This window comes from Sphaerisporangium album (assembly GCF_003323745.1).
Lineage (GTDB): Bacteria > Actinomycetota > Actinomycetes > Streptosporangiales > Streptosporangiaceae > Sphaerisporangium > Sphaerisporangium album.
Genome location: NZ_QOIL01000023.1, coordinates 15865 through 39137, shown reverse-complemented (window position 1 = coordinate 39137; position 23273 = coordinate 15865). Strand labels below are relative to the sequence as shown.

Genomic DNA, 23273 nt, shown 5'->3' with positions numbered 1-23273 from the left:
GACCGCCAAAAGGTCCACCGCCACGGCTCCGGCGCCGCGCGAACCGGCCGTGCCCGGCGAACGGGCCGGTCTGTGCGGCCGGTCGTGACGACCGGCCGAGGCGCTCAGCCGAGCAGGCCCGCCGCCCTGGCCCAGCGGTACTTCGCCCCGAGGACGGCCACGGGCTTCTCGGTCGTGTACGGGTAGGCGACGATGCCGTGGTCGAACAGGTAGTCGCAGGCCGCCTCGACCTCGGTGTCGCCCGCGAGCGACGCGACCACCGGCTTGTCGTTGCCCTTCGCCCGCTCCTCGGCCACCACCTCGGAGATGAGCTTCGCGAACACCATCGGCGGGGTCACGATCGTGTGCCAGTAGCCGAGCACCAGCGCGTGGATCCTCGGATCCGACAGGCCGAGCCTGACCGTGTTGGCGTACGTGCTCGGGGGCTCGCCGCCGGTGATGTCGATCGGGTTGCCCGCGGCCCCGAACGGCGGGATGAACGCGCGGAACGCCTCGTCCAGGTCGGGCGGGATCTCCATGAGGGACAGCCCGTTGTCGACGCAGGCGTCCGAGAGGAGCACACCCGAGCCGCCGGCGCCGGTGATGATGACGACGTTCTCGCCCTTGGGGGCCGGCAGGACGGGCAGGGCGCGGGCGTACTCCAGCATGTCGTTCAGCCCCGGCGCCCGCACCACCCCGGCCTGGCGCAGGATGTCGTCGTACACCTTGTCGTCGCCGGCCAGCGCGCCGGTGTGCGAGCCCGCCGCCCGGGCTCCCATCGCGGTGCGCCCGGCCTTGAGCACGATGACCGGCTTGGTGCGGGAGACCCGCTTGGCGACCTCGACGAAGCCGCGGCCGTCCTTCAGGTCCTCCATGTGCATGGCCACGCAGTTGGTGTTGTCGTCCTGCTCGAAGAACGTGAGCAGGTCGTCCTCGTCGATGTCGGCCTTGTTGCCCACGCCGACGATCGCCGAGACGCCCATCTTGCTGGTGCGGCTGAAGCCCAGGATGGCCATGCCGATGCCGCCGCTCTGCGAGCTGAGCGCGACGCCGCCCTTCACGTCGTACGGCGTGCAGAACGTCGCGCACAGGTGCTCGGGGGTGTAGTAGTAGCCGTAGATGTTCGGGCCGAGCAGCCGCACGCCGTGACGGCGGGCGATCTCGACGATCTCGTCCTGGCCCTCGTGGTTGCCCGTCTCCGCGAACCCGGACGGAATCATGATCGCGCCCGCGACGCCCTTGCTCCCCGCGTCCTCCAGCGCGCCGGCGACGAGCTTGGCGGGGATCGCGAACACGGCGACGTCCACGTCGTAGGGCACGTCGGAGACGCGGGCGTACGCGGGCAGGCCCATGATCTCCGTGGCCTTGGGGTTGATCGGGAAGACCCGGCCCTGGTAGCCGCCGTCGATGAGGTTGCGCATCACCGAGTTGCCGATCTTGCCGGCCTCGGCCGACGCGCCGATCACGGCCACCGACCTGGGCTTGAAGATGCGGTTCATCGAGGCGAGGATCCGCTCGCGCGACAACCGCTCGGCGGGCTTCACCGGCTCGGGGTCGAGCAGGATGCGCACGTCCGCCGCCGTCGCCCCGGACGCGGTCGCGAACACCGGGTTGAGGTCGACCTCGGAGATCTCCGGGAAGTCGGCCACGAGCGCGCCGACCCGCTCGATCATGCCGGCGAGCGCCTCACGGTCCACGCCCTCCGCGCCGCGCACGCCGCGCAGGACCTCGGCCGACTTGATGTCGTCGAGCATCCCGAGCGCGTCCCCGCGCGAGAGCGGCGCCAGCCGGAAGGTCACGTCCTTGAGCACCTCGACCAGCACGCCGCCGAGGCCGAAGGCCACGACCTTGCCGAACGTCGGGTCGGTGACCGCGCCGATGATGACCTCGTGGCCGCCGTCCAGCATGCGCTGCACCTGCACGCCGTCGATCGCCGCGTCCGGGTCGTACGCGCTCGCCGACGCGAGGATGCGGTCGAAGCCGCCGCGCACCTCCTCGGCCGTGTGGAGCCCGACGATGACGCCGCCGGCCTCGGTCTTGTGCAGGATGTCCGGCGACACGATCTTCATCACGACGGGGAACCCGATGTCCCCCGCGATGGCCACGGCCTCGTCCGCCGTGGTGGCCAGGCCCTCGCCCGGGGTGGCGATGCCGTACGCCTCGCAGATCTTCCTGCCCTCGGGAGCCGTCAGCGCCGTCCGGCCCTCCGCGCGGGCCTTCTCCAGCACCTCGCGCACGCCGTCCGCCTCGGCGGTCATCAGATCACTCCGTTTCTTCGCAGCTCGGCCACGTCACCGGCAGACAGCCCGAGACCGGCGTACACCTCTTCGTTGTGCTCGCCCAGCAGGGGCGGGGTGGTGACGGTCACCGGGGAGTCCGAGAGCTGGAGGGGGCTGCCGACCGTCGTGAAGCCGCCGCGCTCGGGGTGCTCGACGTCGATGATCACGCCTTGGCCGCGCAGCGTCTCGTCCTCGATGAGCTCCTTGGTCGACAGGATCGGCCCGCAGGGGATGTTCTCGGCGTTGAGCGCGTCGAGCACCGCCCACTTGCCGTGCAGGCTCGTCCACTCCTCGATGAGCTGGAACATCTTGTCCAGCTTGGACAGACGCGCCTCCGGCGTGGCCCACTCGGGGTCGTCGGCCAGCTCGGGGCGTCCGATGATGCGCGCGATCGGCCGCCAGCCCGGCGGCTGCACGATCACGTAGATGTAGTCGTTCGGCCCGCCGGGGGCGCACTTCACCGCCCAGCCCGGCTGCCCGCCGCCGGAGGCGTTGCCCGAGCGCGGGACCTCGTCGCCGAACGTGCGGTTGGGGTACTCGGCGAGGGGGCCGTGCGCCAGGCGCTGCTGGTCGCGCAGCTTGACGCGGCACAGGTTCAGCACGGCGTGCTGCATGGCCACCTGCACCCGCTGTCCCCTGCCGGTCTGCTCGCGCTGGTAGAGCGCGGCGAGGATGCCGGCGACGGCGTGCACGCCGGTGCCCGAGTCGCCGATCTGCGCGCCGGTGGCGAGCGGCGGGCCGTCCTCGAAGCCGGTGGTGCTCATCGAGCCGCCCATGGCCTGGGCGACGACCTCGTAGGCCTTGTACCCGGCGTACCTGCCCGGGCCGAAGCCCTTGATCGACGCGTACACCAGGCGCGGGTTGAGCTCCTTGAGCCGGTCCCACGTGAACCCCATGCGGTCGACGGCGCCGGGGCCGAAGTTCTCCACCAGCACGTCGGCCTCGCGTACCAGGGCGGTGAAGATCTCCTTGCCGCGCTCGCTCTTCATGTTCAGCGTGATGCTGCGCTTGTTGCAGTTGAGCATCGTGAAGTACAGGCTGTCGACGCCTGGAATGTCGCGAAGCTGCTGGCGGGTGATGTCCCCGGACGGGGACTCCAGCTTGACGACGTCGGCGCCGAGCCATCCGAGCATCTGCGTGCACGAGGGCCCGGACTGGACGTGGGTCATGTCGAGGACGCGGACGCCTTCGAGTGCTCTGCTCATCGCCTTCCCTACTTGTACATCGTCTGGTTCATGGTCCCGGGGGCGTACACGTCCGGGTCGATCCACACGTTGATCAGCGACGGCCTGCCGGACGCGCGGGCGCGCTCCATCGCGGGACGGATGTCCGCCGGGTCGCGGACCTCCTCGCCGTGGCCGCCGAGCATGCGGGCGAACTCGTCGTACCTGACGTCGCCGAGGGTGTTGCCGACCCGCGCCCTGGCCTCGCCGTACTTGGCGGCCTGGCCGTAGCGGATCTGGTTCATCGAGGAGTTGTTGCCGACCACGCCGATGAACGGCAGGTCGAAGCGGACCATCGTCTCGAAGTCCCACCCGGTGAGGCTCAGCGCGCCGTCACCGAACAGACAGACGATCTCCTTGTCGGGCCGGGCGTACTTGGCGGCCATCGCGAACGCCACGCCGACGCCGAGCGTGCCGAGCGGGCCGGGGTCCATCCAGTGGCCGGGCGACTTCGGCTGCACCACCTGGCCGGAGAAGGTGACGATGTCGCCGCCGTCGCCGATGTAGATCGAGTCCTCGGTGAGGAACTCGTTGATCTCGTGGACGAGCCGGTACGGGTCGATGGGCGTCGCGTCGGAGAGCTGGCGGGACAGGCGCTTCTCGAACGCCTTGGTCTCGACCTCGCGCAGTTCCTCCATCCACCTCTTGCGGCGGGCGCTGCCGTTGTCCTCGCGCCCGGTCGCCGCCGCAGCTGCCGCCGAGAGCACGAGCCCGGCGTCCCCGACGATGCCGAGGTCGATGTCGCGGTTCTTGCCCACCGTGCGGTAGTCGAGGTCGATCTGCACCACGGTCGCGTCGGCCGAGAGCCGTTTGCCGTAGCCCATGCGGAAGTCGAACGGCGTGCCGACGATGATGATCAGGTCGGCGTTGCTGAACGCGTACCGGCGGGAGAGCTGGTAGTGGTGCGGGTCGCCGGGCGGCAGCGTGCCGCGGCCCGAGCCGTTCATGTACGCGGGGATGTTGAGCGCGCGGACGAACTCCACGGCGTCGCCCGTGGCCCGGCAGGTCCACACCTGGCTGCCCAGCAGGACGCAGGGCTTCTCGGAGTGGGCGATCAGGTCGCCGAGCCGCTCGATCGCGGCCGGGTCGCCGGCCTGGCGCGTGGAGGCGCGGTAGTGCCCGGCCTTGGGGATGCGCGCCCGCTCCAGCGGGACGGTGGCGTCGAGCACGTCGCGCGGGATCTCCAGGAACGACGGCCCCGGCGCGCCGCTGTGGCATTCGCGGAACGCCATCGATACCAGGTCGGCCACCCGCTCGGTCGAGGGCACGGTGGCGGCGAACTTGGTGATCGGCGTCATCAGGTCGACGTGCGGGAGGTCCTGCAGCGAGCCCATCTTGTGCTGGCTCAGCGCTCCCTGGCCGCCGATGAGCAGCATGGGGCTCTCGGCCCGCAGCGCGTTGGCGACCCCGGTGACGGCGTCGGTGGTGCCGGGACCCGCGGTGACGACGGCGCATCCGGGCTTGCCGGTGATCCGGGCGTACCCGTCCGCGGCGTGCGCGGCCACCTGCTCGTGGCGCACGTCGATGACGTCGATGCCCTCGTCCACGCAGCCGTCGTAGATGTCGATGATGTGACCGCCGCACAGCGTGAAGATCACATCGACGCCCTCGGCCTTGAGGGCCTTGGCCACGAGGTGGCCGCCCGAGATGCGGTCGGGGGCCGGCTCGGCGGGCGGGGTTGCTGACTCGGACATCTGCAGCCGTCCTCTCAAAGTGCATACTGCATACCGTATGAAGCCATCGTTATCCCGCATGTCACCTGTTGTCCAGACCCATTCGATGCGCTGCGATACGGGATCCCTCGGCCACGTCCACGGTTCCGGGCGAGGCTTGACCGCAAATTTTCCATACTGTATACCGAATGCAATCGTCGGCGTGAGGACGGAGCCCCTTCGTGAAGGTCGCAGTTGTTGGCGCGGGCGCCATCGGCGCGTATGTAGGCGCCGCCCTGCACAGGGCGGGCGTCGAGACCCATCTCATCGCCCGTGGAGCCCATCTGGCCGCCATGCGCGCGTCCGGCGTACGCGTGCTCAGCCCCCGAGGTGACTTCACCGGTCACCCGAACGCCACCGGCGACCCGGCGGAGGTCGGGCCGGTGGACTACGTCTTCCTCGGCCTCAAGGCCAACGCGTACGCGGCGGCCGGGCCCATGATCCGCCCGCTACTGCACGAGACCACCGCCATCGTGGCCGCCCAGAACGGCATCCCGTGGTGGTACTTCCACGGCTTACCCGGCCCCTACGAGGGCTACCGCATCGAGAGCGTCGACCCCGGGGGCAGCGTCACCAACGCGCTGCCGCTGCGCCGCGCGATCGGCTGCGTGGTCTACGCCGCCACCGAGATCGAGGCGCCCGGCGTCGTCCGGCACCTGGAGGGCACCCGCTTCTCGATCGGCGAACCGGATCGGACGATCTCCGCCCGGTGCACGGCCTTCGGCGAGGCCATGGTCGCTGGCGGCCTCAAGTGCCCGGTCGAGGCCGACCTGCGCAAGGACATCTGGATCAAACTCATGGGCAACATCGCGTTCAACCCGATCAGCGCGCTGTCCCGGGCCACGATGGCGGGCATCTGCCGCCACTCGCGGGCACGCGAGCTGGTCGTCGCCATGATGCGCGAGACGCTGGAGGTCGCCCGCCGCGTCGGCTGCGAGCCCGAGATCTCCATCGAACGCCGCCTCGCCGGCGCCGAGAAGGCCGGCGAGCACAAGACCTCGACCCTCCAGGACCTGGAGAAGGGCAAGCCCCTGGAGCTGGACGTACTGCTGGCGGCCGTGGTCGAGCTGGCGGACCTGACCGGCGCCGACGTCCCCACCCTGCGCTCGATCCACGCGGTGACGGACCTGCTCGACCAGCAGGCCCGCCGCGTCCCCGTCCCCGCCCCCTGACCCCGTACGACTCCCGGCCGCGCGGTGTCCCCGCCGCGCGGCCGGGCGCCACGGGGCTTCTACTCGCTGAGGACGTACTCGTCCACGAACTCGTTGGCGAACTTGCCCGCCGGGTCCAGGTCGCGGGCCAGCTTCCGGAAGTCCGGCAGCCGCTCGTACCGGGTGCGCAGCGTCTCGGCCGGCACGGTGAACAGCTTCCCCCAGTGCGGCCGGGGCTCGAAGGGCGCCAACTGCTCCTCCACCAGGCCGATCACGGGCAGCACCGCCTCCACGTCCGCGACCCAGGTGAAGTGGAAGGCGGCCGAGTCGCGCCCGTAGCAGGGGCTGAGCCACTGGTCGTCAGCGGCGATCGTCCGGATCTCGGTGATCTGCAGCACGGGGGCGATGCGGTCGCGCACGGCCGCGAGCGCGTGCAGCGCCCCGACCGCGTGCCGGCGGTCCACCATCCACTCCGACTGCAGTTCCTCACCGGCGCTCGGGGTGAAGTCGGCCCGGAAGTGCGGCAGGCGCTCGTGCCAGGGGCCCGGGACGCCCATCTGCTCGGTGCAGTGCACCGGCGACATGCCCGGGATGGGATGCCGGGGGCCGTCCGCCAGTGTTGCGCCCAGCAGGGCGGGGACATTGCCGCGCGTCCCCTCCGCCGGGGACCCGAACAGGCCGGGGGCCGCGGGCGGGGCGTCGCCGCCGACACGCTCCTTCACCCAGATCTGGTGGAGGTACGGGCCGCGCCATCTCGTGAACAGGCCCACGCTGTAGGCCGCGGAGAGCAGGTCGTCGAAGTGGTCGTCCAGGGCCTCGAACCGCATCGTCCCCTCATAGACGCGCTGGCGTACCTCGTAGGTCGGCTCGACGTCCAGCGTCATGCCCACCACGACCCCGAGCGCGCCGAGGCCCACCACCGCGCCCGCGAACCGCTCGTCGCCACGGTCGATGGTGATGAGATCGCCGTCCGCGGTGACCAGCTCGATCTCCGACACGGCGGTGGCGAGGTTCCTGTTGGCCACCCCGGAGCCGTGCGTCGCCGTCGCGCAGGACCCGGCGACCGAGATGTGCGGCAGCGACGCCAGGTTGTGCAGGGCGTATCCCATGTCGTGCAGGCGGGGGCCGAGCTCGGTGTACCGGACGCTTCCGGTGACCCGCACTCCCGTCCCGTCCTCGTCGATCTCGATGCCCATCGGCAACCCGTCCAGTGAGACCAGCACCCCGGGCGTGTCGGCGATGCGGGTGAACGAGTGCCCGCTTCCCAGGACCCGCACCTTGCCGCTGCGCGCCACCAGAGCCCGCAGTTCCTCCAGGGACGACGGCCGCTCGACGCGCTCCGCGCGGAATGCGACGTTACCCGCCCAGTTCGTGATTTTTTCTGACAAGGCACGACCTTTCCCGGGGTGAAGTAAGGCAACGCTAGTGCACCCCGCCCTCTCTCCCGGCAGAGCCCTCAGAACCGGACGGCGGCGGACGCCGTTCTCATCGTCGACGGCGTTTCGCGCGTCGCCCCTAGATCAACGAGTACGGGGATTTCCGCATCTGGCTGGAGGTGGTTCAGCCGCCCGCGCGTCTTCCGGCCGACCGGCCAGGGAGAGGACACAGACGGGGAGCAAGGGCGATCGCTGCGTCCGGCGCGAACGGGGATGGTGACGCGAGCAGACCGGCCCGCACGTAGCTCGTGTGGAGCTATGGGGATTCGAACCCCAGACCTCCTCCATGCCATGGAGGCGCGCTACCAACTGCGCTATAGCCCCTTGTCACCGCTCTGGGTGTTCCCGTCGCGGCGCTCGGAGAGCATATAGCGACACCCGGCCATTCACCTAATCGACACATCCCGCCTCGCCGGCCGGTTCCCGGAGGGTCGGATGGCCGGCCTCCGGTCGTCGGCGCGGCGCTGAGCACCCCGCACTACTTTGGCTCGCCGCCCCCCGACAGCGAGAACCACATCGCCGTCCCGCTGACCGCGTTGCACGTGCGAGCGAAGGAATAACCGGCATCCGATCGCGACTTGGCATAGGCATGACCGCCACATTCGACCCGCGCGCGCTGCTCGCGGAAAGCAGGCTCGGTGTCCTCGCGACGATCAAGAGCGACGGCCGCCCGCAACTTTCCCCGGTACTGCCCTTCTACGACCCGGAGGCCGAAGTCATCTACGTCTCGATGGTCGAAGGACGAGCCAAGACGGCGAACCTGCGCCGGGATCCCCGGGCCACGCTGGAGGTCACCAGCCCCGACGGCGGGGCGTGGGCCACCGCGGAGGGCACCGCGACGCTCACCGGGCCGGGGACGGATCCCCATGGTCCCGAGGTCGAGGCCCTGGTGGACTACTACCGCCGCGCCGCCGGCGAGCACCCGGACTGGGATGAGTACCGGGCCGCCATGGTGTCCGACCGCAGGGTGCTCATGGCGATGACGGTCGAGCACGTGTACGGCCAGAAGATCCGCTGAGCGTCACGACACGGGTCGCGCTCGCGACGGCGCCATAAGGGGAATTCGCCCAGTTCGCCACGATTCCAGTGGTGCCGGGCCCAGCAAAGCGCAACCCTCACCTACCGCACGCCAACGACCGGTCGGCAGGGTGCCCGGCGGAATGGCGCTCTGTTCAGAAGTTTGCCTGCGATTCGTCCGCCAGGATGCGTTCCAGGGTGCGTCGGCCCATCCGGCTCATGGCCGGGTTGGTCTCGAGGTAGTACCAGACGAGCCCCATCGCCTGGACGAAGGCCCACGCTTTGCCTCGCTCCCATTCGAGGCCGTCGCACCCGAGGTCCAGGCGGAGCACCTGCCGCGGCCCGGCTTCGAGCAGATGCCAGGCACTCACAAGGTCTAGGGCAGGGTCGGCCGGTCCGAAGCCGCCGACGTCGAGAATCCCGGCCAGCCGGCCGGCGGACACGAGCACGTTGCCGGGGATGAGATCACTGTGGGTCATCACGTCGGCTGCTTCCCGCGGCAGTTCTCGAAGGTCTGTCCACGCTCGGCGAAGCCGGCGAACGTCCAGAAGTTCTTCGCTGCGCGTGAAACACGTTTCCATCCACGCGTCGTGAGATGGAAGGTCGCCTCCACGACCTTTGCCGGCGAACGTACGGCCACGCGTGTCGATGGCACGCAGGTCGTTGAGGAGATCAGCCATGTCGTGGGCGAATGCGACTGATTCGCCCGGGTCCTCGTCGGTGGCCACGACGCCGGGCAGCCATGTCTGCACCGACCACGGAAGCGGGTATCCCGCTCCCGGTTCACCGAGCGCGACCGGCTCGGGCGTGGGAAACCGCGTGCGACCTACCAGCTCGCGGGCCGCCTCCGCTTCGGACTCCAGCCATCGCCGTGTCGTGTCGACGTTTCCGGCCTGGAGAGGGAACCGAGCCGTGAAGCGGTCGCCGATGCGGAAGATGGCGTTGACCGTCCCATGCGCGGCGATGCTCGTGATCGGCATGCTCCGCCACTCGGGGTACTGCTCGTCCACCAACGCGCGCACCGTCTCGGGTGTCACCGTCAACTGGTCGGCGTGCATCTTCACGCCGGGATCGTCGCGCGCCCATGCTTTCCGCCGCAACGTGTTTTCGGCTCTGCGGCGAGCACCTCGGGCGGGTTTGCGATGCAATGCTCCGGCGCAAAGCGGATCACCCATTCCTCAACGGCAGCCGGTTCTGGGGTCAACACGAGTAAAGGCCGACGTTCTCCGTCAGCTCGTTGCTCGTCCAAGGCTCCCTCACGGCGGCGAGGCCTGTGGGGACGGCGGAATAGGAGAAGTGAGGGCGGGGCCCGGCGCGGGTGATGCCGCGCCGGGTAGGCGTCCCGGGAGGAATCAGGTGGCGGCAGGGGCGGATTCGGGTTTGTCGTCGCTGTTGACCGGCTCGGGCAGGGTGCCGGCGTTGTGTTCGAGGAGGCGCCAGCCCTTGCGGCCCTCCTGGACCACCGACCAGGAGCAGTTGGCGAGGCCGCCCAGGATCGGCCACAGTTCCTCGGGGAGGCCGAGCAGCCGCGAGAGACCAAGGCGGATCGCCGCTCCGTGGGAGGCGATCACCATCAGGCCGCCCTCCTCCATCTGCGCGACCCAGCGCTTGGTGGCGGCCACGACGCGGTCGGCGACCTCCGTCACCGCCTCGCCGCCGGGGGCCTCCCATTCGGCGTACTGGACGGGCCATCCCGCGGCGATCTCGGCGCGCGTCAGGCCCTCCCACTCGCCGCCGCCTCGCTCGCGCAGGTCCTTGTCGACCTTGACGTCGAGCCCGACGATGCCGCCGAGCGCGGCGGCCGTGTCGTGGGCGCGGCGCAGGTGGGACGAGACGATCAGGGACGGGCGCAGCGAGGCGAGCAACGACGCGGCACGTTCGGCCTGCGCGATGCCCGTCTCGTCCAGGGGTATGTCGGTATGGCCCTGGAAGCGCTGCTCGACGTTCCAGAGCGTCTGGCCATGGCGCCAGAAGACGATGCGGCGGCCTCCGCCCCGCCCGTCACTCACCTGCGGTCCCGCGCGCCCGCTGAGCTCGGACCCGCGTGACGGAGTCCGGGAGCGAGATGGCGGGGCAGTCCTTCCACAGGCGCTCGAGCGCGTAGAAGGTGCGGTCCTCCTCATGCTGGACGTGGACCACGATGTCGAGGTAGTCCAGCAGCACCCAGCGGCCCTCGCGCTCGCCTTCCCTGCGGACCGGCTTGGCGTGGGCCTCGATCCGCAGGCGCTCCTCGATCTCGTCGACGATGGCGCGCACCTGGCGGTCGTTGGAGGCGGAGCAGAGCAGGAAGGCGTCGGTGATGACGAGCTGCTCGCTCACGTCATAGGCGATGATGTCGTCGGCCAGCTTCTCGGCCGCGGCCTCTGCGGCCAGCGCCACAAGCTGGAGCGATCTTTCCGATGCGGTCACGATGTGGATTGTTCCTCCTGTGCGGCGTACAAGGTCCCGCCCTTCCTATTATCAGGATGCCCGGTACAGTCCCCGCTTGTTGATGTACTGAACAATCCCGTCGGGAACCAGATACCAGATCGGCTCCCCCGCGGCCACGCGCTGGCGGCATTCCGAGGACGAGATCGCGAGCGCCGGTATCTCGATGAGGCTGACCTTTCCCTTCGGGAGACCAGGGTCGTGAAGCACATGCCCCGGTCGGGTACAGCCTACGAAATGGGCGATGGTGAAGAGCTCATCTACGTCGCGCCAGCTCAAGATCTGCGCCAGCGCGTCGGCGCCCGTGATGAAGTACAACTCGACGTCCGGGCCGTACATTCCGGCGATCTCGCGCAGGGTGTCGATCGTGAAGGTCGGCCCCGGGCGGTCCGCGTCCACCCGGCTGACCGAGAAGCGCGGGTTGGACGCGGTGGCGATGACCGTCATCAGGTAACGGTCCTCGACGGCGGACACCGCCTGGTCCGCCTTCTGCCACGGCTGGCCGGTAGGGACGAACACCACCTCGTCGAGATGGAAGTGGTGGGCGACCTCGCTCGCGGCGACCAGGTGGCCGTGATGGATGGGGTCGAACGTCCCGCCCATGATGCCGAGTCGCCTGATGGGAGCCCCGTTTCTCATGCGAGGGACACTAACGCGCCGCGCGGGGCGCGTCGGCGCCCACCCCCCGCGCAGGACGGCCCGCCCCGGTCCGCCCGCGTGATCCCGAGCGGGTGTCCGGGCTTGCGGCGCGCGCGAAAGCGTTTTGCATCGCCGCGCACGGGCAGTCGCCCGGACGTAGCATGCCGACCATGACCACCACCACCCCGGATCGCAACCGTGTACAGCTGCCCGGCATCAGCTCCCGGGCGTACGAACATCCAGCTGACCGGTCGGCTCTTGTCGCGATGCGTTCCCTGTCCGGCTTCGACTCGGTGCTCAAGCGCATGTCGGGCCTGTTCAGCGAGCGTCGCCTGCGGCTGATGTTCCTCGCGTCGTCGGTGCGCGCGAGCGAGACCCAGTTCCGCGCCCTGTACGACATGGGACGCGACAGCGCCTACCTCCTCGACCTCCACCGGATCCCGGAGATCTACGTCCAGCAGGACCCGAGACCGAACGCCATGGCCGTCGGCTTCGACGACCCGTTCATCGTCATCAACACCGGCCTCCTGGACCTCATGGACGAGGAGGAACTGCGCTTCGTCGTCGGGCACGAGACCTCGCACATCCTGTCGGGGCACGCCGTCTACGGCACGATGCTGGCGATCCTCACCCGTCTCGCCACCCGCGTGGCGTGGATCCCGCTCGGCTACATCGGGCTGCGCGTCATCGTCACCGCCCTCGAGGAATGGCACCGCAAGGCCGAGCTCTCCGCCGACCGTGGCGGCCTGCTCTGCGGCCAGGACCCCGAGGCGGCCATGCGGGCGCTGATGAAGCTCGCCGGCGGCTCGCGCCTGCACGAGATGAACATCGAGGCCTTCCTCGACCAGGCCCGCGAGTACGACACCGCCGGTGACGTGCGCGACGGCCTGCTGAAGGTCCTCAACCTGCTCGGCAGCACCCACCCGTTCGCGGTGATGCGCGTGGCCGAGCTGGACCGCTGGCGGCGGGGCGGCGAGTACGAGGCCATCCTGGCCGGCAACTACCCGCGCCGCGAGGACGACGCCAACGCCAGCATCTCCGAGGAGGTCAAGGCGGCCGCGCGCTCGTACCGCGAGTCGTGGGCGCAGTCCCAGGACCCGTTCATCGGCGTGCTGCGCGACGTCGCCGAGGGCGCCGTCAACGCCGGTGAGCGCATCTTCAACCGGTTCGCCCGCAGGGACAACTGAGCGGGCCCGTGGTTCCCGGCCGGGCCCGGCGGCACGCCCCTGAGCGGCGCCGCCGGTCCTGAGGCACGGCCTGGCCGGGTTCACAGGGCGTGCCGGTTCACAGGGCGTGCGGGATCACCCACGCCAGGACGCGGACGGCGGCCGCGCACAACGCGACGAACCCTCCGAGGACGGACAGCGCGCGCAGGCCCTCCCTGCGCAGGTCGGGCACGTGGCCGCCGATGCGCTCGACCTCCCGGCCGACGATTCCACCGCAGACCACGCCGAACACCACCCCCGCCACCGTCATCGGGCCGGCCGACGTCCACCATCCTTCGTCGATGTGCCCTCCGGCGGTCACCCAGAACGCCGAGGCGGCGATGGCGGAGGCGGGCAGGCCGGGCCAGACGGCCGCGGTGAGCGCCGCCCCGGCCAGGGCGACCGGGAACGTCACCAGCCGCACGGTGCCCCGGACGCGTGGCGACCTGCGCCTCCTGACCAGCCAGTGCCCTCCCCACCACGCGCGGGCCAGCACGCAGAACGACGCCGTGATCACGAACGTCGCCAGCGGCCAGATCACCGAGGCCACGACGCAGGGGACGGCGACCATGGCGAGCACGACCAGGACGGCGCTGCCCGGCGGCGAGGACCCCGCCGAGGGCGCGGACGGGGCCGCCTCGGCGCCGAGCACCGACCGGCGTACGCCTTCCTTGGCCTTCTCTTTGACGTTCTCCTTCACGTTCGCGGCGGTTCGCCGGGCCCTCTCCCCCGGTCCGGCGCGCGTGCCGGCCGCCTCGCCGCGCCGCCCGCGCTCGGCGGAGGCCGGGGGGCGGGGAGGACGGCGGCCCGGGACGGCGGGCTTCTTGCGGGCCCCGGACGGCGTGTCGGCCGCCGCGTCCTCGCGGGTGGGCGAATCGTCCGCGCGAGCGCCCGCCGGGTCCTCAGGACGCGGACGGGCGGCGTCGGCGCGCGTCCGCGCGGGACCCGCCTCCGCGCGGGTCTTGGCGGGAGCGGCGTCGGCACGCGTCTTGGCGGGAGCGGCGTCGGCACGCGTCTTGGCGGGGGCCGCGTCGGCCCGCAGCCGTCCGGCGACGGGGACGGGGGGCGTGGCGGGCGCCGTGGCGCGGGCCAGGCGGGACAGCCGGTCGGCGAGCAGCGCGGCCGTGGGCCGCTTGTCGGGCTCGCGGTTCAGCGCCGCCCTCACCAGCGGCAGCAGCGAGCCGGGCACCCCGGCTAGGTCGGCGCGCCCGTTCAGCACGGCGTACATCTGCGCCTCGACCGTGCCGCGGCCGAACGTCGGGCGCCCGGTGGCCGCGAACGCGACCGTGGCGGCCCACGAGTGGACGTCCGAGGGCTCGCCGACGGACTCCTCGGCGAACACCTCCGGCGCGCTGTAGCCGGGCGTGCCGAGGAACGTGCCGGTCATCGTGAGCCGGGTCGCGTCCGACACCTGCGCGATGCCGAAGTCGATCAGCACGGGACCGTCCGGGCCGAGCACCACGTTGGCCGGCTTCACGTCGCGGTGGATGACCCCGGAGGCGTGGATGATCGCGATCGCGGTGGCGAGCCCCCGGGCGAGGTCGACCAGCTGCGAGCCCGACAGGGGGCCGCCGCGCCGGACCGCGTCCAGGAGGGTCTCGCCCTCGATGTGCTCCATGACGAGGTAGGGACGCTCGCCGGACAGGTCGCAGTCCAGGACCCGTGCCACGTACGGGCTCTCGACCCGCCGCAGCGCCCGCACCTCGCGGTCCAGCCTTAATCGCGCCTCGGGATCGTCTCCGATGGGGTCGCGAAGGATCTTGACGGCGACCTTCGCCCCGCGCTTGCTGACGGCGAGATAGACCTCGCCCATGCCACCGCGGCCGAGGCGCTCGACCATGGAGTACGGACCGACTCTGCCGAGCCCGCCCACTCGCCGTTGACCCATAGGGAACGCCACCATAGCGCCGATCCGCCGGTAATCAACGGCGGCGCGCCGGACGTCATGCCGCGGTTTTGTCCGGAAACGTCGGGACACGTAGCCCATCCCGCTCGTACCGAGTCGGCCCGGGGGGCTACCGGGAGCGGGGCGACTCCTCGAAAAGGCTGTCCAGGCGGACGCTGGGGCTCGCGGACAGGGACTTCCTGCCCCTGCGCCGCCAGTTCACGTGCCCGCGGCGCTCCAGCCACAGCATCAGCCGATCCGCCGCCACGACCACCGCGACGGCGTACCCGAGGGCGAAGAAGAGTCCCATGAGGAACCAGTCAAGCGCCCCGGGACGCCGGACACGAGGAGCGACACGCCGATTACTCGACGTCACCCGCGATCACGGTGCCGGTGGAGGTGCGCAGGTGACCCTCGCCGATGTAGACCCACTTGGTCGAGGTCAGCTCGGGAAGCCCCATCGGCCCGCGGGCGTGGAGTTTCTGCGTGGAGATGCCGATCTCGGCCCCGAACCCGAACTCGCCCCCGTCGGTGAACCGGGTCGAGGCGTTCACCGCCACCGCGGCCGAGTCGACCAGGGAGACGAACCTCCGGGCCGCCCGCTGGGAGCGGGTGACGATCGCGTCGGTGTGCGCCGAGCCGTACCGCCGGATGTGGGCGACGGCGTCCTCCAGCGAGTCCACGACGGCGGCGGCGATGTCCAGCGAGAGGTACTCGTCCCGGTAGTCCTGGTCGCCTGCCGGCACGACGTGGTCGCCGTACGCCGCGACGCGCTCGTCCCCGTGCACGGTCACCCCCTCGGCGGCGAGCCGGGCCAGGGCGGCCGGGACGAACGCGTCGGCGACCGCGGCGTGCACCAGGAACGTCTCGGCCGCGTTGCACACCGACGGCCGCTGGACCTTCGCGTTGACCAGGATCTCCAGGGCCAGGTCCAGGTCGGCGTCGGCGTCGACGTAGACGTGGCAGTTGCCGACGCCCGTCTCGATCACCGGGACCGTGGACTCCTCGACCACCGTGTTGATCAGCGACGCGCCGCCGCGCGGGATCAGTACGTCGACCAGCCCGCGGGCGCGCATGAGGTGCTTGACCGACTCGCGGGTGGCCCCCGGCACGAGCTGGACGGCGTCGGCGGGCACCTCGGTTCCCCGCAGCGCGTCCCGCATGACCTCGACCAGGACCGTGTTGGAGCGGTAGGCGCTGGAGGAGCCGCGCAGCAGCACCGCGTTGCCGCTCTTGAGGCACAGCGCGGCGGCGTCGACCGTGACGTTGGGCCGGCCCTCGTAGATGATGCCGACGACGCCGAGCGGCACGCGGATCTGGCGCAGCTCCAGCCCGTTCGGCAGCGTGCTCCCCCGGACGACCTCGCCGACCGGGTCGGGCAGGTCGGCGACCTCGCGGACGGCGACGGCGATCGACTCGACGCGCTTCTCGTCCAGCCGCAGCCGGTCGATCATCGTCTCGGCGGTGCCGGACGCGCGCGCGGCCTCGATGTCGAGCGCGTTGGCCTCGACGATCTCCTTGGCGCGGGCCACGAGGGCGTCGGCGACCGCCCGCAGCGCGGCGTCCTTGGGAGCGCGCGGCAGCGGCGCCAGCTCGGCGGCGGCCTCCCTGGCGGCGTGGGCGACCCTGGTGAAGTCTTCGGCCTCAGACATGCCTGGCGCTCCTGCTCTCGGTGATGGGGTCGAGTATGACGATGTCGTCGCGGTGGATCAGCTCGCGTTCGTACTCCGGGCCGAGGCTCGCGGCCAGCTCGCGCGTGGACCGGCCGAGCAGCTCGGGGATCTCCGCCGCGTCGAAGTTCACCAGGCCCCGGGCCACGGGCGTGCCGTGCGGGCTGTACAGGTCGACGGGGTCGCCCGCGGTGAAATCGCCCTCCACCAGCGTCACCCCGGCCGGCAGCAGGGACTTGCGGCGGCTCACCACGGCCTCGACGGCCCCGGCGTCCAGATGCAGGCGGCCCCGGCCGGTGGTGGCGTGGGCCAGCCACAGCAGGCGGGTGCCCGGGTGGCGGCCGTCCGGCTGGAAGAACGTGCCGACGTCCGCCCCGGCCACGGCCTGGGCGGCGTGGGCGGCCGCGGTGAGGACGACCGGGACCCCCGCGCCGGTGGCGATGCGCGCGGCCTCCACCTTGGTGATCATGCCGCCGGTGCCGACCCGCCCCGACCGGCCGAGCTCGACGCCCTCCAGGTCCTCCGGCCCCCGCACCAGGGGGATGCGCCGGGCTCCCGGCTGGCGCGGGTCGCCGTCGTACAGGGCGTCCACGTCCGACAGCAGCACCAGCGCGTCGGCGTGGATCAGGTGCGCCACCAGGGCGGCCAGGCGGTCGTTGTCCCCGAAGCGGATCTCGTCGGTGGCCACCGTGTCGTTCTCGTTCACCACCGGGACGATGCCGAGCTCCAGCAGCCGCGCCAGCGTACGCTGGGCGTTGCGGTGGTGGGAGCGGCGCATCATGTCGTCGGCCGTGAGCAGGACCTGGCCGACGCGCAGGCCGTAGCGGGCGAAGGACGAGGTGTACCGGGCGACCAGCACGCCCTGGCCGACCGAGGCGGCGGCCTGCTGGGTCGCCAGGTCACGCGGACGGGCGCCCAGCCCGAGCGGGCCGAGGCCTGCGGCGATGGCGCCCGAGGAGACCAGGACGAGCTGCGTGCCGGTGCGCGCCCGGGCGGCCAGCACGTCCACCAGGGCGTCCACCCGGTCGACGTTGATCGTGCCCTCGGGGGTCGTCAGCGACGAAGAACCGATCTTGACGACCAGACGTGCCGCGGCGGCGACCCGCTCCCGACCCGCGTTCTCCACGTTCACACCTTTCCTACCGCTGCCCTGCCGCGACCCGCTCACCGGTGCGGCCTCGCCTCGCCCCCGGCCGGCCGCCGGAGGCCGTCTACACGATGCGGTTGTCCGACCCGCGCGGGCCCTGGTGGGCCGCCGCGGCGTCCAGGGTGGGCTGCCAGTCGAAGACGTAGCCGCCCTCCATCGGGCCGATCACGACCTCGGCGCCCTCGGTGGCCCCGGCCTCGGCCAGCGCCTTCTCGATGCCGAGCCGCTCCAGCCGGTCGGCGAGGTAGCCCACGGCCTCGTCGTTGGCGAAGTCGGTCTGGCGGATCCACCGCTCGGGCTTCTCGCCGGTGACCTGGAAGGTGTGCTCGTCGACCCGCCGGACCTCGAACCCGGCGTCGCCGTACTGCTTGGGCCGGATGACCAGCCGCGTCGGCTCCTCGACGGGCTTGGCGGCGCGGTGGGCGGCGACCATCTCGGCCATGGCGAACGAGAGCTCGCGCAGGCCGTCGTGGGTGGCCGCGGAGATCGTGAAGACCCGCAGGCCGCGCTCCTCCAGCATCGGCCGCACCATCTCGGCCAGCTCGCGGGCGTCCGGCACGTCGCTCTTGTTCAGCACCGCCAGGCGCGGGCGATCGTCCAGCTCGCCGTACGCGGCCAGCTCGCCCTCGATCACCTCGAAGTCGGTCAGCGGGTCGCGGCCCGGCTCGATCGTCGCGCAGTCGAGCACGTGGACGATCGTCGAGCACCGCTCGACGTGGCGCAGGAACTCGTGGCCGAGCCCGCGGCCCTGCGAGGCGCCCGGGATCAGGCCCGGGACGTCGGCGACGGTGAACACCGTCTCGCCCGCGGTGACGACGCCGAGGTTGGGCACCAGCGTGGTGAACGGGTAGTCGGCGATCTTGGGCCGGGCGGCGCTCAGCGCGGCGATCAGCGAGGACTTGCCCGCGTTCGGGTACCCCACGAGCGCGACGTCGGCGACGGTCTTCAGCTCCAGGACGACCTCGCGCTCGTCGCCGTTCTCACCGAGCAGCGCGAAACCCGGCGCCTTGCGCCTGGTCGAGGCCAGCGCGGCGTTGCCGAGCCCGCCGAAGCCGCCCTGGGCCACGACGTACCGCGTGCCGGCGCCGACCAGGTCGACCAGCACCTCGCCGGTCTTGGCGTCCTTCACCACCGTGCCGTTGGGGATCTTCAGCACGACGTCCTCGCCGGTGGCGCCGTCCCGGTTGGAGCCCATGCCCTGCTTGCCGTTGCCGGCCTTGCGGTGGGGGCGGTGGTGGTAGTCGAGCAGGGTGGAGGTGCTGGCGTCGACCTCGAGGATCACATCGCCCCCGCGCCCGCCGTTGCCGCCGTCGGGGCCGCCCAGCGGCTTGAACTTCTCGCGGTGGATCGACGCGCAGCCGTTGCCCCCGTCACCTGCCTTGACGTACAGGACCACCTGGTCCACGAACTCGGCCACCGTCATCTCCCTCTCATCGGCGTGTCCTCGCGGCCCCACGCCGCCGCTCCGCCGCGCTCGGCGGGCGCCCCCTCGTGACGTCGCACTGATATGCGCGCCCTCACGACGATGAGGCGGATCGAAAGGTCGATCCGCCTCATCAACGCGACTACCGGTCCCCGTCGCCGCGCCTCACGCGCGGCCTGCGGGGACCGTCGTTCCCTGTCGTTCCCGGTAGGCGGATCTACTCCGCGGCCGGGACGATGCTCACGGCGCGGCGTCCGCGCTTGTTGCCGAACTGCACGTGGCCCGCGATGAGCGCGAACAGCGTGTCGTCGCCGCCACGGCCGACGTTGTCACCCGGGTGGAAGTGGGTGCCGCGCTGGCGGACGATGATCTCGCCGGCGTTGACGAGCTGGCCACCGAAACGCTTGACGCCGAGCCGCTGGGCGTTGGAGTCACGGCCGTTCCGGGTGGACGAGGCGCCCTTCTTGTGTGCCATGGTTCGCTACCACTACTTCCCGGGGTTGATGGCGGTCACCTTCACCTGGGTGTACCGCTGGCGGTGCCCCTGGCGCTTCTTGTAACCGGTCTTGTTCTTGTACTTGAGGATGCGGATCTTGGGGCCCTTGGTCTCACCGAGAATCTCGGCGGTCACCTCGAACTTGCCAAGCGTGGCAGCGTCTGTGGTGACATCGCCGTCGTTGACGACGAGCACCGGCGACAGCGACACCGTGGAGCCGACCTCACCGGCGACCTTGTCCACCTCGAGGACGTCACCGACGGAGACCTTCTGCTGCCTGCCGCCGCAACGAACGATCGCGTACACCGCGGAACCCTTCTCCTGGCTGATTGCTTCGCTGAACGCTGCGCCGCTTGCATCCAGCTCCCGTCGATAACACGACCGGCGAACCGAGTAGGCGCGCGTAGCTGGGCGCGCCACTGGACGCACCGATTGACCAGGATACCGGATCGTAGGTGTCTTGGTCGAACCGGACGGTCCGCCGGGTCGCCGGCCTACTCGGCCGGCCCTGCTGGTCTGGTGACCTTGCGTGAGCGGCGACGCCCCCGCGCGGACGGCTGGGAACCGCCCTCGTCGGAGCCGCCGAGCGCGTCCGTCACGCTGTCACGGCCACCCTCGCCGTTGGCGGCCACCGCGACGCCGCCATCCTTGAGGATCTTGTCGGCGTCGGCCTTGGCCTTGTCCAGCTTCTCGGCCACGGCCTTCTCGACCGCCATCTTGCCCTGCGTGCCCCGCGGCTCGGGCTTGGCCTCGACCGGCTCGGTCGAGACGATCAGCCCGCGCCCGTTGCAGCAGTCGCACGGCGTGGAGAACGCCTCCAGCAGACCCTGTCCGACCCGCTTGCGGGTCATCTGCACCAGCCCCAGGGACGTCACCTCGGCCACCTGGTGCTTGGTGCGGTCGCGCGCCAGGCACTCCAGCATGCGCCGCAGCACCAGGTCGCGGTTGCTCTCCAGCACCATGTCGATGAAGTCGATGACGATGATGCCGCCGATGTCCCGCAGCCTGAGCTGGCGGACGATCTCCTCGGCCGCCTCCAGGTTGTTCTTGGTGACGGTCTCTTCGAGGTTGCCGCCCTGCCCGGTGAACTTACCGGTGTTGACGTCGACGACCGTCATCGCCTCGGTGCGGTCGATCACCAGGGAGCCGCCGCTCGGCAGCCACACCTTGCGCTCCATCGCCTTGGAGATCTGTTCGTCGATGCGGTAGGCGGCGAAGACGTCGCCCTGCTCCCACTTGGTCAGGCGGTCGACCAGGTGCGGCGCGACGTACCGGACGTACTCGTCGACCGTGCCCCACGCGTCGTCGCCCGCGACCACCAGCGAGGAGAAGTCCTCGTTGAAGACGTCGCGGACCACGCGGATGGTGAGGTCGGGCTCGGAGTACAGCAGCTCGGGCGGGCTCGCCGACTTGGCCTTGCGCTGGATGTTCTCCCACTGCGCGGACAGGCGGGCGACGTCCCGGTTCAGCTCGTCCTCGGACGCGCCCTCGGCGGCCGTCCTGACGATCACGCCGGCGTTCTCCGGCATGACCTTCTTCAGGATGGTCTTGAGCCGGGTGCGCTCCTTGTCGGGGAGCTTGCGGCTGATGCCGGTCATCGAGCCGTCCGGCACGTACACCAGGTAGCGGCCCGGCAGGCTGATCTGGCTGGTCAGACGAGCGCCCTTGTGGCCCATCGGGTCCTTGGTGACCTGGACGAGCACCGACTGGCCCGACTTCAGCGCCACCTCGATGCGCTTGGGCTGGCCCTCCAGGCCGGCGGTGTCGAAGTTGACCTCGCCGGCGTACAGGACGGCGTTGCGGCCCTTGCCGACGTCGATGAACGCGGCCTCCATCGACGGCAGGACGTTCTGGACCTTGCCCAGGTACACGTTGCCGACGTAGGACTGGCTGGCCTCGCGGTCGACGTAGTGCTCGACCAGCACGCCGTCCTCCAGCACCGCGATCTGGGTGCGCCCGCCCTGGCGGCGGACGACCATGACACGCTCGACGGACTCGCGACGCGCCAGGAACTCCGACTCGGTGATCACCGGCGGGCGGCGGCGGCCCTGCTCGCGTCCCTCGCGGCGGCGCTGCTTCTTGGCCTCCAGGCGGGTGGAGCCGCGGAAGCCCTGCACCTCGTCCACCGAGGTGGGACGGCCCGCGCGGGGCGCGCGGATGCGCACCACCGTGTTCGGCGGGTCGTCGGGGGTCGTCTCGGCTTCGTCCCCGCCCCTGCGGCGACGGCGGCGGCGACGGCGCGAGGACGAACCGCCGTCCTCGTCGTCGTCCTGGTCGGCGTCCTTGTCGCGGGAGCCGCGCGACGCCTCGGCCTCGGAGTGCTGCTCGGCCTGCTCGGCCGCCGCGGGACGTGCCTCGTCGTCGAGGTCGTCGCCGTCCTCGCCCTCGTCGTGCTCGCCGCGCGCCTTGCCGCGGCCTCGGCCGCCCCTGCGGCGGCGACGGCGGCGGCTGCCGGCGTCGTCGTCCTCGTTGTCGTCCTCGTCGGAGGCGGTCTCGGTGGAGTCCTCGGCCTCTTCGGGCTGCTCGTCGGCGGGCTCGGGACGCTGCTGCGGCGGCAGCACGACGGGCGGGACGGCGGCGCGGGGCTCGGGCGCCTGGAAGATCGGCTGGAACACCGCGGCGGGCGCCTGGAAGGTGACGGTGGGGGCCGCGAGGCGCGCGTCGGCCATCGCGCTCAGGCCGAACGGGTCGGCGAACAGCGGCGTCTGGGCCTGGGGCTCCTCGGCGTCCTGGATCGGCTCCTCGGCGATGTCCTCGCCGACGGGCTCGTCGTCCAGCGGCTCGTCGACGGGCATCGACTCGGCGATCGCCGCGGCGACCTCGGCCTTGGCGGCCTTCTCGACCTTCTCGATGCTCGATCGTTCCGCCTGGACCTCGGGCGACTCGGGCAGGACCGGCGCGTCGGCGGCCTTGCGCGTGCGCCGGCGCCGTGTCGGCGCGACGACCTCCTCGACGGCCTGGACGGCCTCGGCGACGCCCGCGACCGGCTCGGACTCGACCGGCGGGACCACCCCGGCCGGGGCTCCGGCGTCGGGGACGACCGGTTCGGGGTGGGCTACGACCTCGGCGGCCTTTCTGGTGGTACGGGTGCGTGTGCGCTTCACGGGCGCGGCGGGCGCCTCGGCGATCTCGGCACCGGCGATCTCGGAACCGCCCGCGACCTCGGCGGCCTCGGCATCGGCGGCCTGCTTGGCCGCCTTGGCCCGGGACGCCCTGACGGGCTTGGCGGGCGCCTCGGCGTCACCGGCCTCCTTGACCACCGTGCGCCGGGCGCGGGTGCGCTTCACGGGCACCTCGGACCCGGCTTCGGCCGACACGACCGCCGCGCCGGCGGGCTCGGACGCGACGACCGCGTCCGCGTGGGCCGGTACCTCGGGCTCCGCGGCGTCCGTGGGCCGCGGAGCGGTCACCTGACCGGCAGGAAGCTCCGGTTCCTCCGGTGGCGGGCCCGCCGGGCGGCTCGCCGCGCGGCGGCGCCGTACCGCCTTCGTTTCTTGCTGTGCTGTTATATCCCCGTCAGGGCCGAAGGCCCCGACAACGGGCTCGTTGTCGAGCATGCGGGCGTTCTCCCGTCAGCTCCCGGG

The 23273-nt window shown here is 71.5% G+C and carries 19 protein-coding genes and 1 tRNA gene; 3 read left to right on the top strand and 17 right to left on the bottom strand.

Annotation, left to right across the window (positions count from 1 at the left end; all coding sequences use genetic code 11):
- Positions 1-104: 104 nt before the first annotated feature.
- The 3 genes from DQ384_RS32030 to DQ384_RS32020 are packed head-to-tail and all read right to left on the bottom strand — an operon-like array spanning position 105 to position 5175.
- Positions 105-2237 carry an acetate--CoA ligase family protein gene (locus DQ384_RS32030; RefSeq protein WP_114032617.1) on the bottom strand — a complete coding sequence of 711 codons (2133 nt, stop codon included), beginning with the start codon at positions 2235-2237 and terminating at the stop codon, positions 105-107.
- A complete protein-coding gene (gene frc / locus DQ384_RS32025; protein WP_114032616.1) occupies positions 2237-3463 on the bottom strand; it encodes a formyl-CoA transferase in 1227 nt (408 codons plus the stop codon). The genes DQ384_RS32030 and frc overlap by 1 nt, the downstream gene beginning before the upstream one ends.
- Before the next feature lie 8 nt (positions 3464-3471).
- Positions 3472-5175 carry a thiamine pyrophosphate-binding protein gene (locus DQ384_RS32020; protein WP_114032615.1) on the bottom strand — a complete coding sequence of 568 codons (1704 nt, stop codon included), beginning with the start codon at positions 5173-5175 and terminating at the stop codon, positions 3472-3474.
- 200 nt (positions 5176-5375) lie between these two features.
- Between DQ384_RS32020 and DQ384_RS32015 the strand changes: the two genes are divergently transcribed.
- Positions 5376-6365 (top strand): 2-dehydropantoate 2-reductase, encoded by a 990-nt coding sequence (locus tag DQ384_RS32015; RefSeq protein ID WP_114032614.1) that lies wholly within the window; start codon positions 5376-5378, stop codon positions 6363-6365.
- 59 nt (positions 6366-6424) lie between these two features.
- Here DQ384_RS32015 and DQ384_RS32010 read toward each other — a convergent pair whose 3' ends face one another.
- Entirely contained in the window at positions 6425-7732 is a 1308-nt protein-coding gene (locus tag DQ384_RS32010) for a D-arabinono-1,4-lactone oxidase (RefSeq protein WP_114032613.1), read from the bottom strand.
- Positions 7733-8031: 299 nt separating this feature from the next.
- A tRNA-Ala gene (locus tag DQ384_RS32005) sits at positions 8032-8104 on the bottom strand.
- A gap of 265 nt (positions 8105-8369) precedes the next feature.
- Here DQ384_RS32005 and DQ384_RS32000 point away from each other — a divergent pair.
- Positions 8370-8798 (top strand): PPOX class F420-dependent oxidoreductase, encoded by a 429-nt coding sequence (locus tag DQ384_RS32000; RefSeq protein WP_114032612.1) that lies wholly within the window; start codon positions 8370-8372, stop codon positions 8796-8798.
- 154 nt (positions 8799-8952) lie between these two features.
- On the opposite strand, the gene DQ384_RS31995 is transcribed toward DQ384_RS32000, so the two are convergent.
- The 4 genes from DQ384_RS31995 to nadD all read right to left on the bottom strand — a co-directional run bounded on the left by DQ384_RS31995 (position 8953) and on the right by nadD (position 11863).
- Positions 8953-9855 (bottom strand): aminoglycoside phosphotransferase family protein, encoded by a 903-nt coding sequence (locus DQ384_RS31995; RefSeq protein WP_114032714.1) that lies wholly within the window; start codon positions 9853-9855, stop codon positions 8953-8955.
- Between the two features lie 294 nt (positions 9856-10149).
- Positions 10150-10806, bottom strand: coding sequence for a histidine phosphatase family protein (locus tag DQ384_RS31990; protein WP_181871548.1), 657 nt, complete (start codon positions 10804-10806; stop codon positions 10150-10152).
- Complete coding sequence (gene rsfS, locus DQ384_RS31985; protein ID WP_114032610.1) at positions 10799-11206, bottom strand: ribosome silencing factor; 408 nt, start codon at positions 11204-11206, stop codon at positions 10799-10801. Before rsfS ends, DQ384_RS31990 begins: the two co-directional genes overlap by 8 nt.
- 51 nt (positions 11207-11257) lie before the next feature.
- Complete coding sequence (nadD, locus tag DQ384_RS31980) at positions 11258-11863, bottom strand: nicotinate-nucleotide adenylyltransferase (RefSeq protein ID WP_114032609.1); 606 nt, start codon at positions 11861-11863, stop codon at positions 11258-11260.
- Between the two features lie 170 nt (positions 11864-12033).
- Between nadD and DQ384_RS31975 the strand changes: the two genes are divergently transcribed.
- Positions 12034-13050, top strand: a complete 1017-nt coding sequence (locus DQ384_RS31975) for a M48 family metallopeptidase (RefSeq protein WP_114032713.1) — start codon at positions 12034-12036, stop codon at positions 13048-13050.
- 97 nt (positions 13051-13147) lie between these two features.
- Here the strand turns inward: DQ384_RS31975 and DQ384_RS31970 are convergent, their stop codons facing one another.
- The 8 genes from DQ384_RS31970 to DQ384_RS31935 all read right to left on the bottom strand — a co-directional run bounded on the left by DQ384_RS31970 (position 13148) and on the right by DQ384_RS31935 (position 23099).
- A complete protein-coding gene (locus DQ384_RS31970) occupies positions 13148-14956 on the bottom strand; it encodes a serine/threonine protein kinase (protein WP_114032608.1) in 1809 nt (602 codons plus the stop codon).
- A 127-nt stretch (positions 14957-15083) separates the two neighbouring features.
- Positions 15084-15263 (bottom strand): hypothetical protein, encoded by a 180-nt coding sequence (locus DQ384_RS31965; protein ID WP_114032607.1) that lies wholly within the window; start codon positions 15261-15263, stop codon positions 15084-15086.
- 52 nt (positions 15264-15315) lie between these two features.
- Positions 15316-16605: a glutamate-5-semialdehyde dehydrogenase gene (locus DQ384_RS31960; protein WP_114032606.1), complete on the bottom strand. Its 1290-nt coding sequence runs from the start codon at positions 16603-16605 to the stop codon at positions 15316-15318.
- A complete protein-coding gene (gene proB / locus DQ384_RS31955) occupies positions 16598-17749 on the bottom strand; it encodes a glutamate 5-kinase (protein WP_220183250.1) in 1152 nt (383 codons plus the stop codon). Before proB ends, DQ384_RS31960 begins: the two co-directional genes overlap by 8 nt.
- A gap of 85 nt (positions 17750-17834) precedes the next feature.
- Positions 17835-19187 (bottom strand): GTPase ObgE, encoded by a 1353-nt coding sequence (obgE, locus tag DQ384_RS31950; RefSeq protein ID WP_114032712.1) that lies wholly within the window; start codon positions 19185-19187, stop codon positions 17835-17837.
- A 223-nt stretch (positions 19188-19410) separates the two neighbouring features.
- Complete coding sequence (gene rpmA / locus DQ384_RS31945) at positions 19411-19668, bottom strand: 50S ribosomal protein L27 (RefSeq protein WP_114032604.1); 258 nt, start codon at positions 19666-19668, stop codon at positions 19411-19413.
- Positions 19669-19680: 12 nt separating this feature from the next.
- On the bottom strand, positions 19681-19995 hold the full coding sequence (gene rplU, locus DQ384_RS31940) for a 50S ribosomal protein L21 (RefSeq protein WP_114032603.1): 315 nt from the start codon (positions 19993-19995) through the stop codon (positions 19681-19683).
- Between the two features lie 188 nt (positions 19996-20183).
- Complete coding sequence (locus DQ384_RS31935) at positions 20184-23099, bottom strand: Rne/Rng family ribonuclease (protein ID WP_342769472.1); 2916 nt, start codon at positions 23097-23099, stop codon at positions 20184-20186.
- Between the last annotated feature and the right edge of the window lie 174 nt (positions 23100-23273).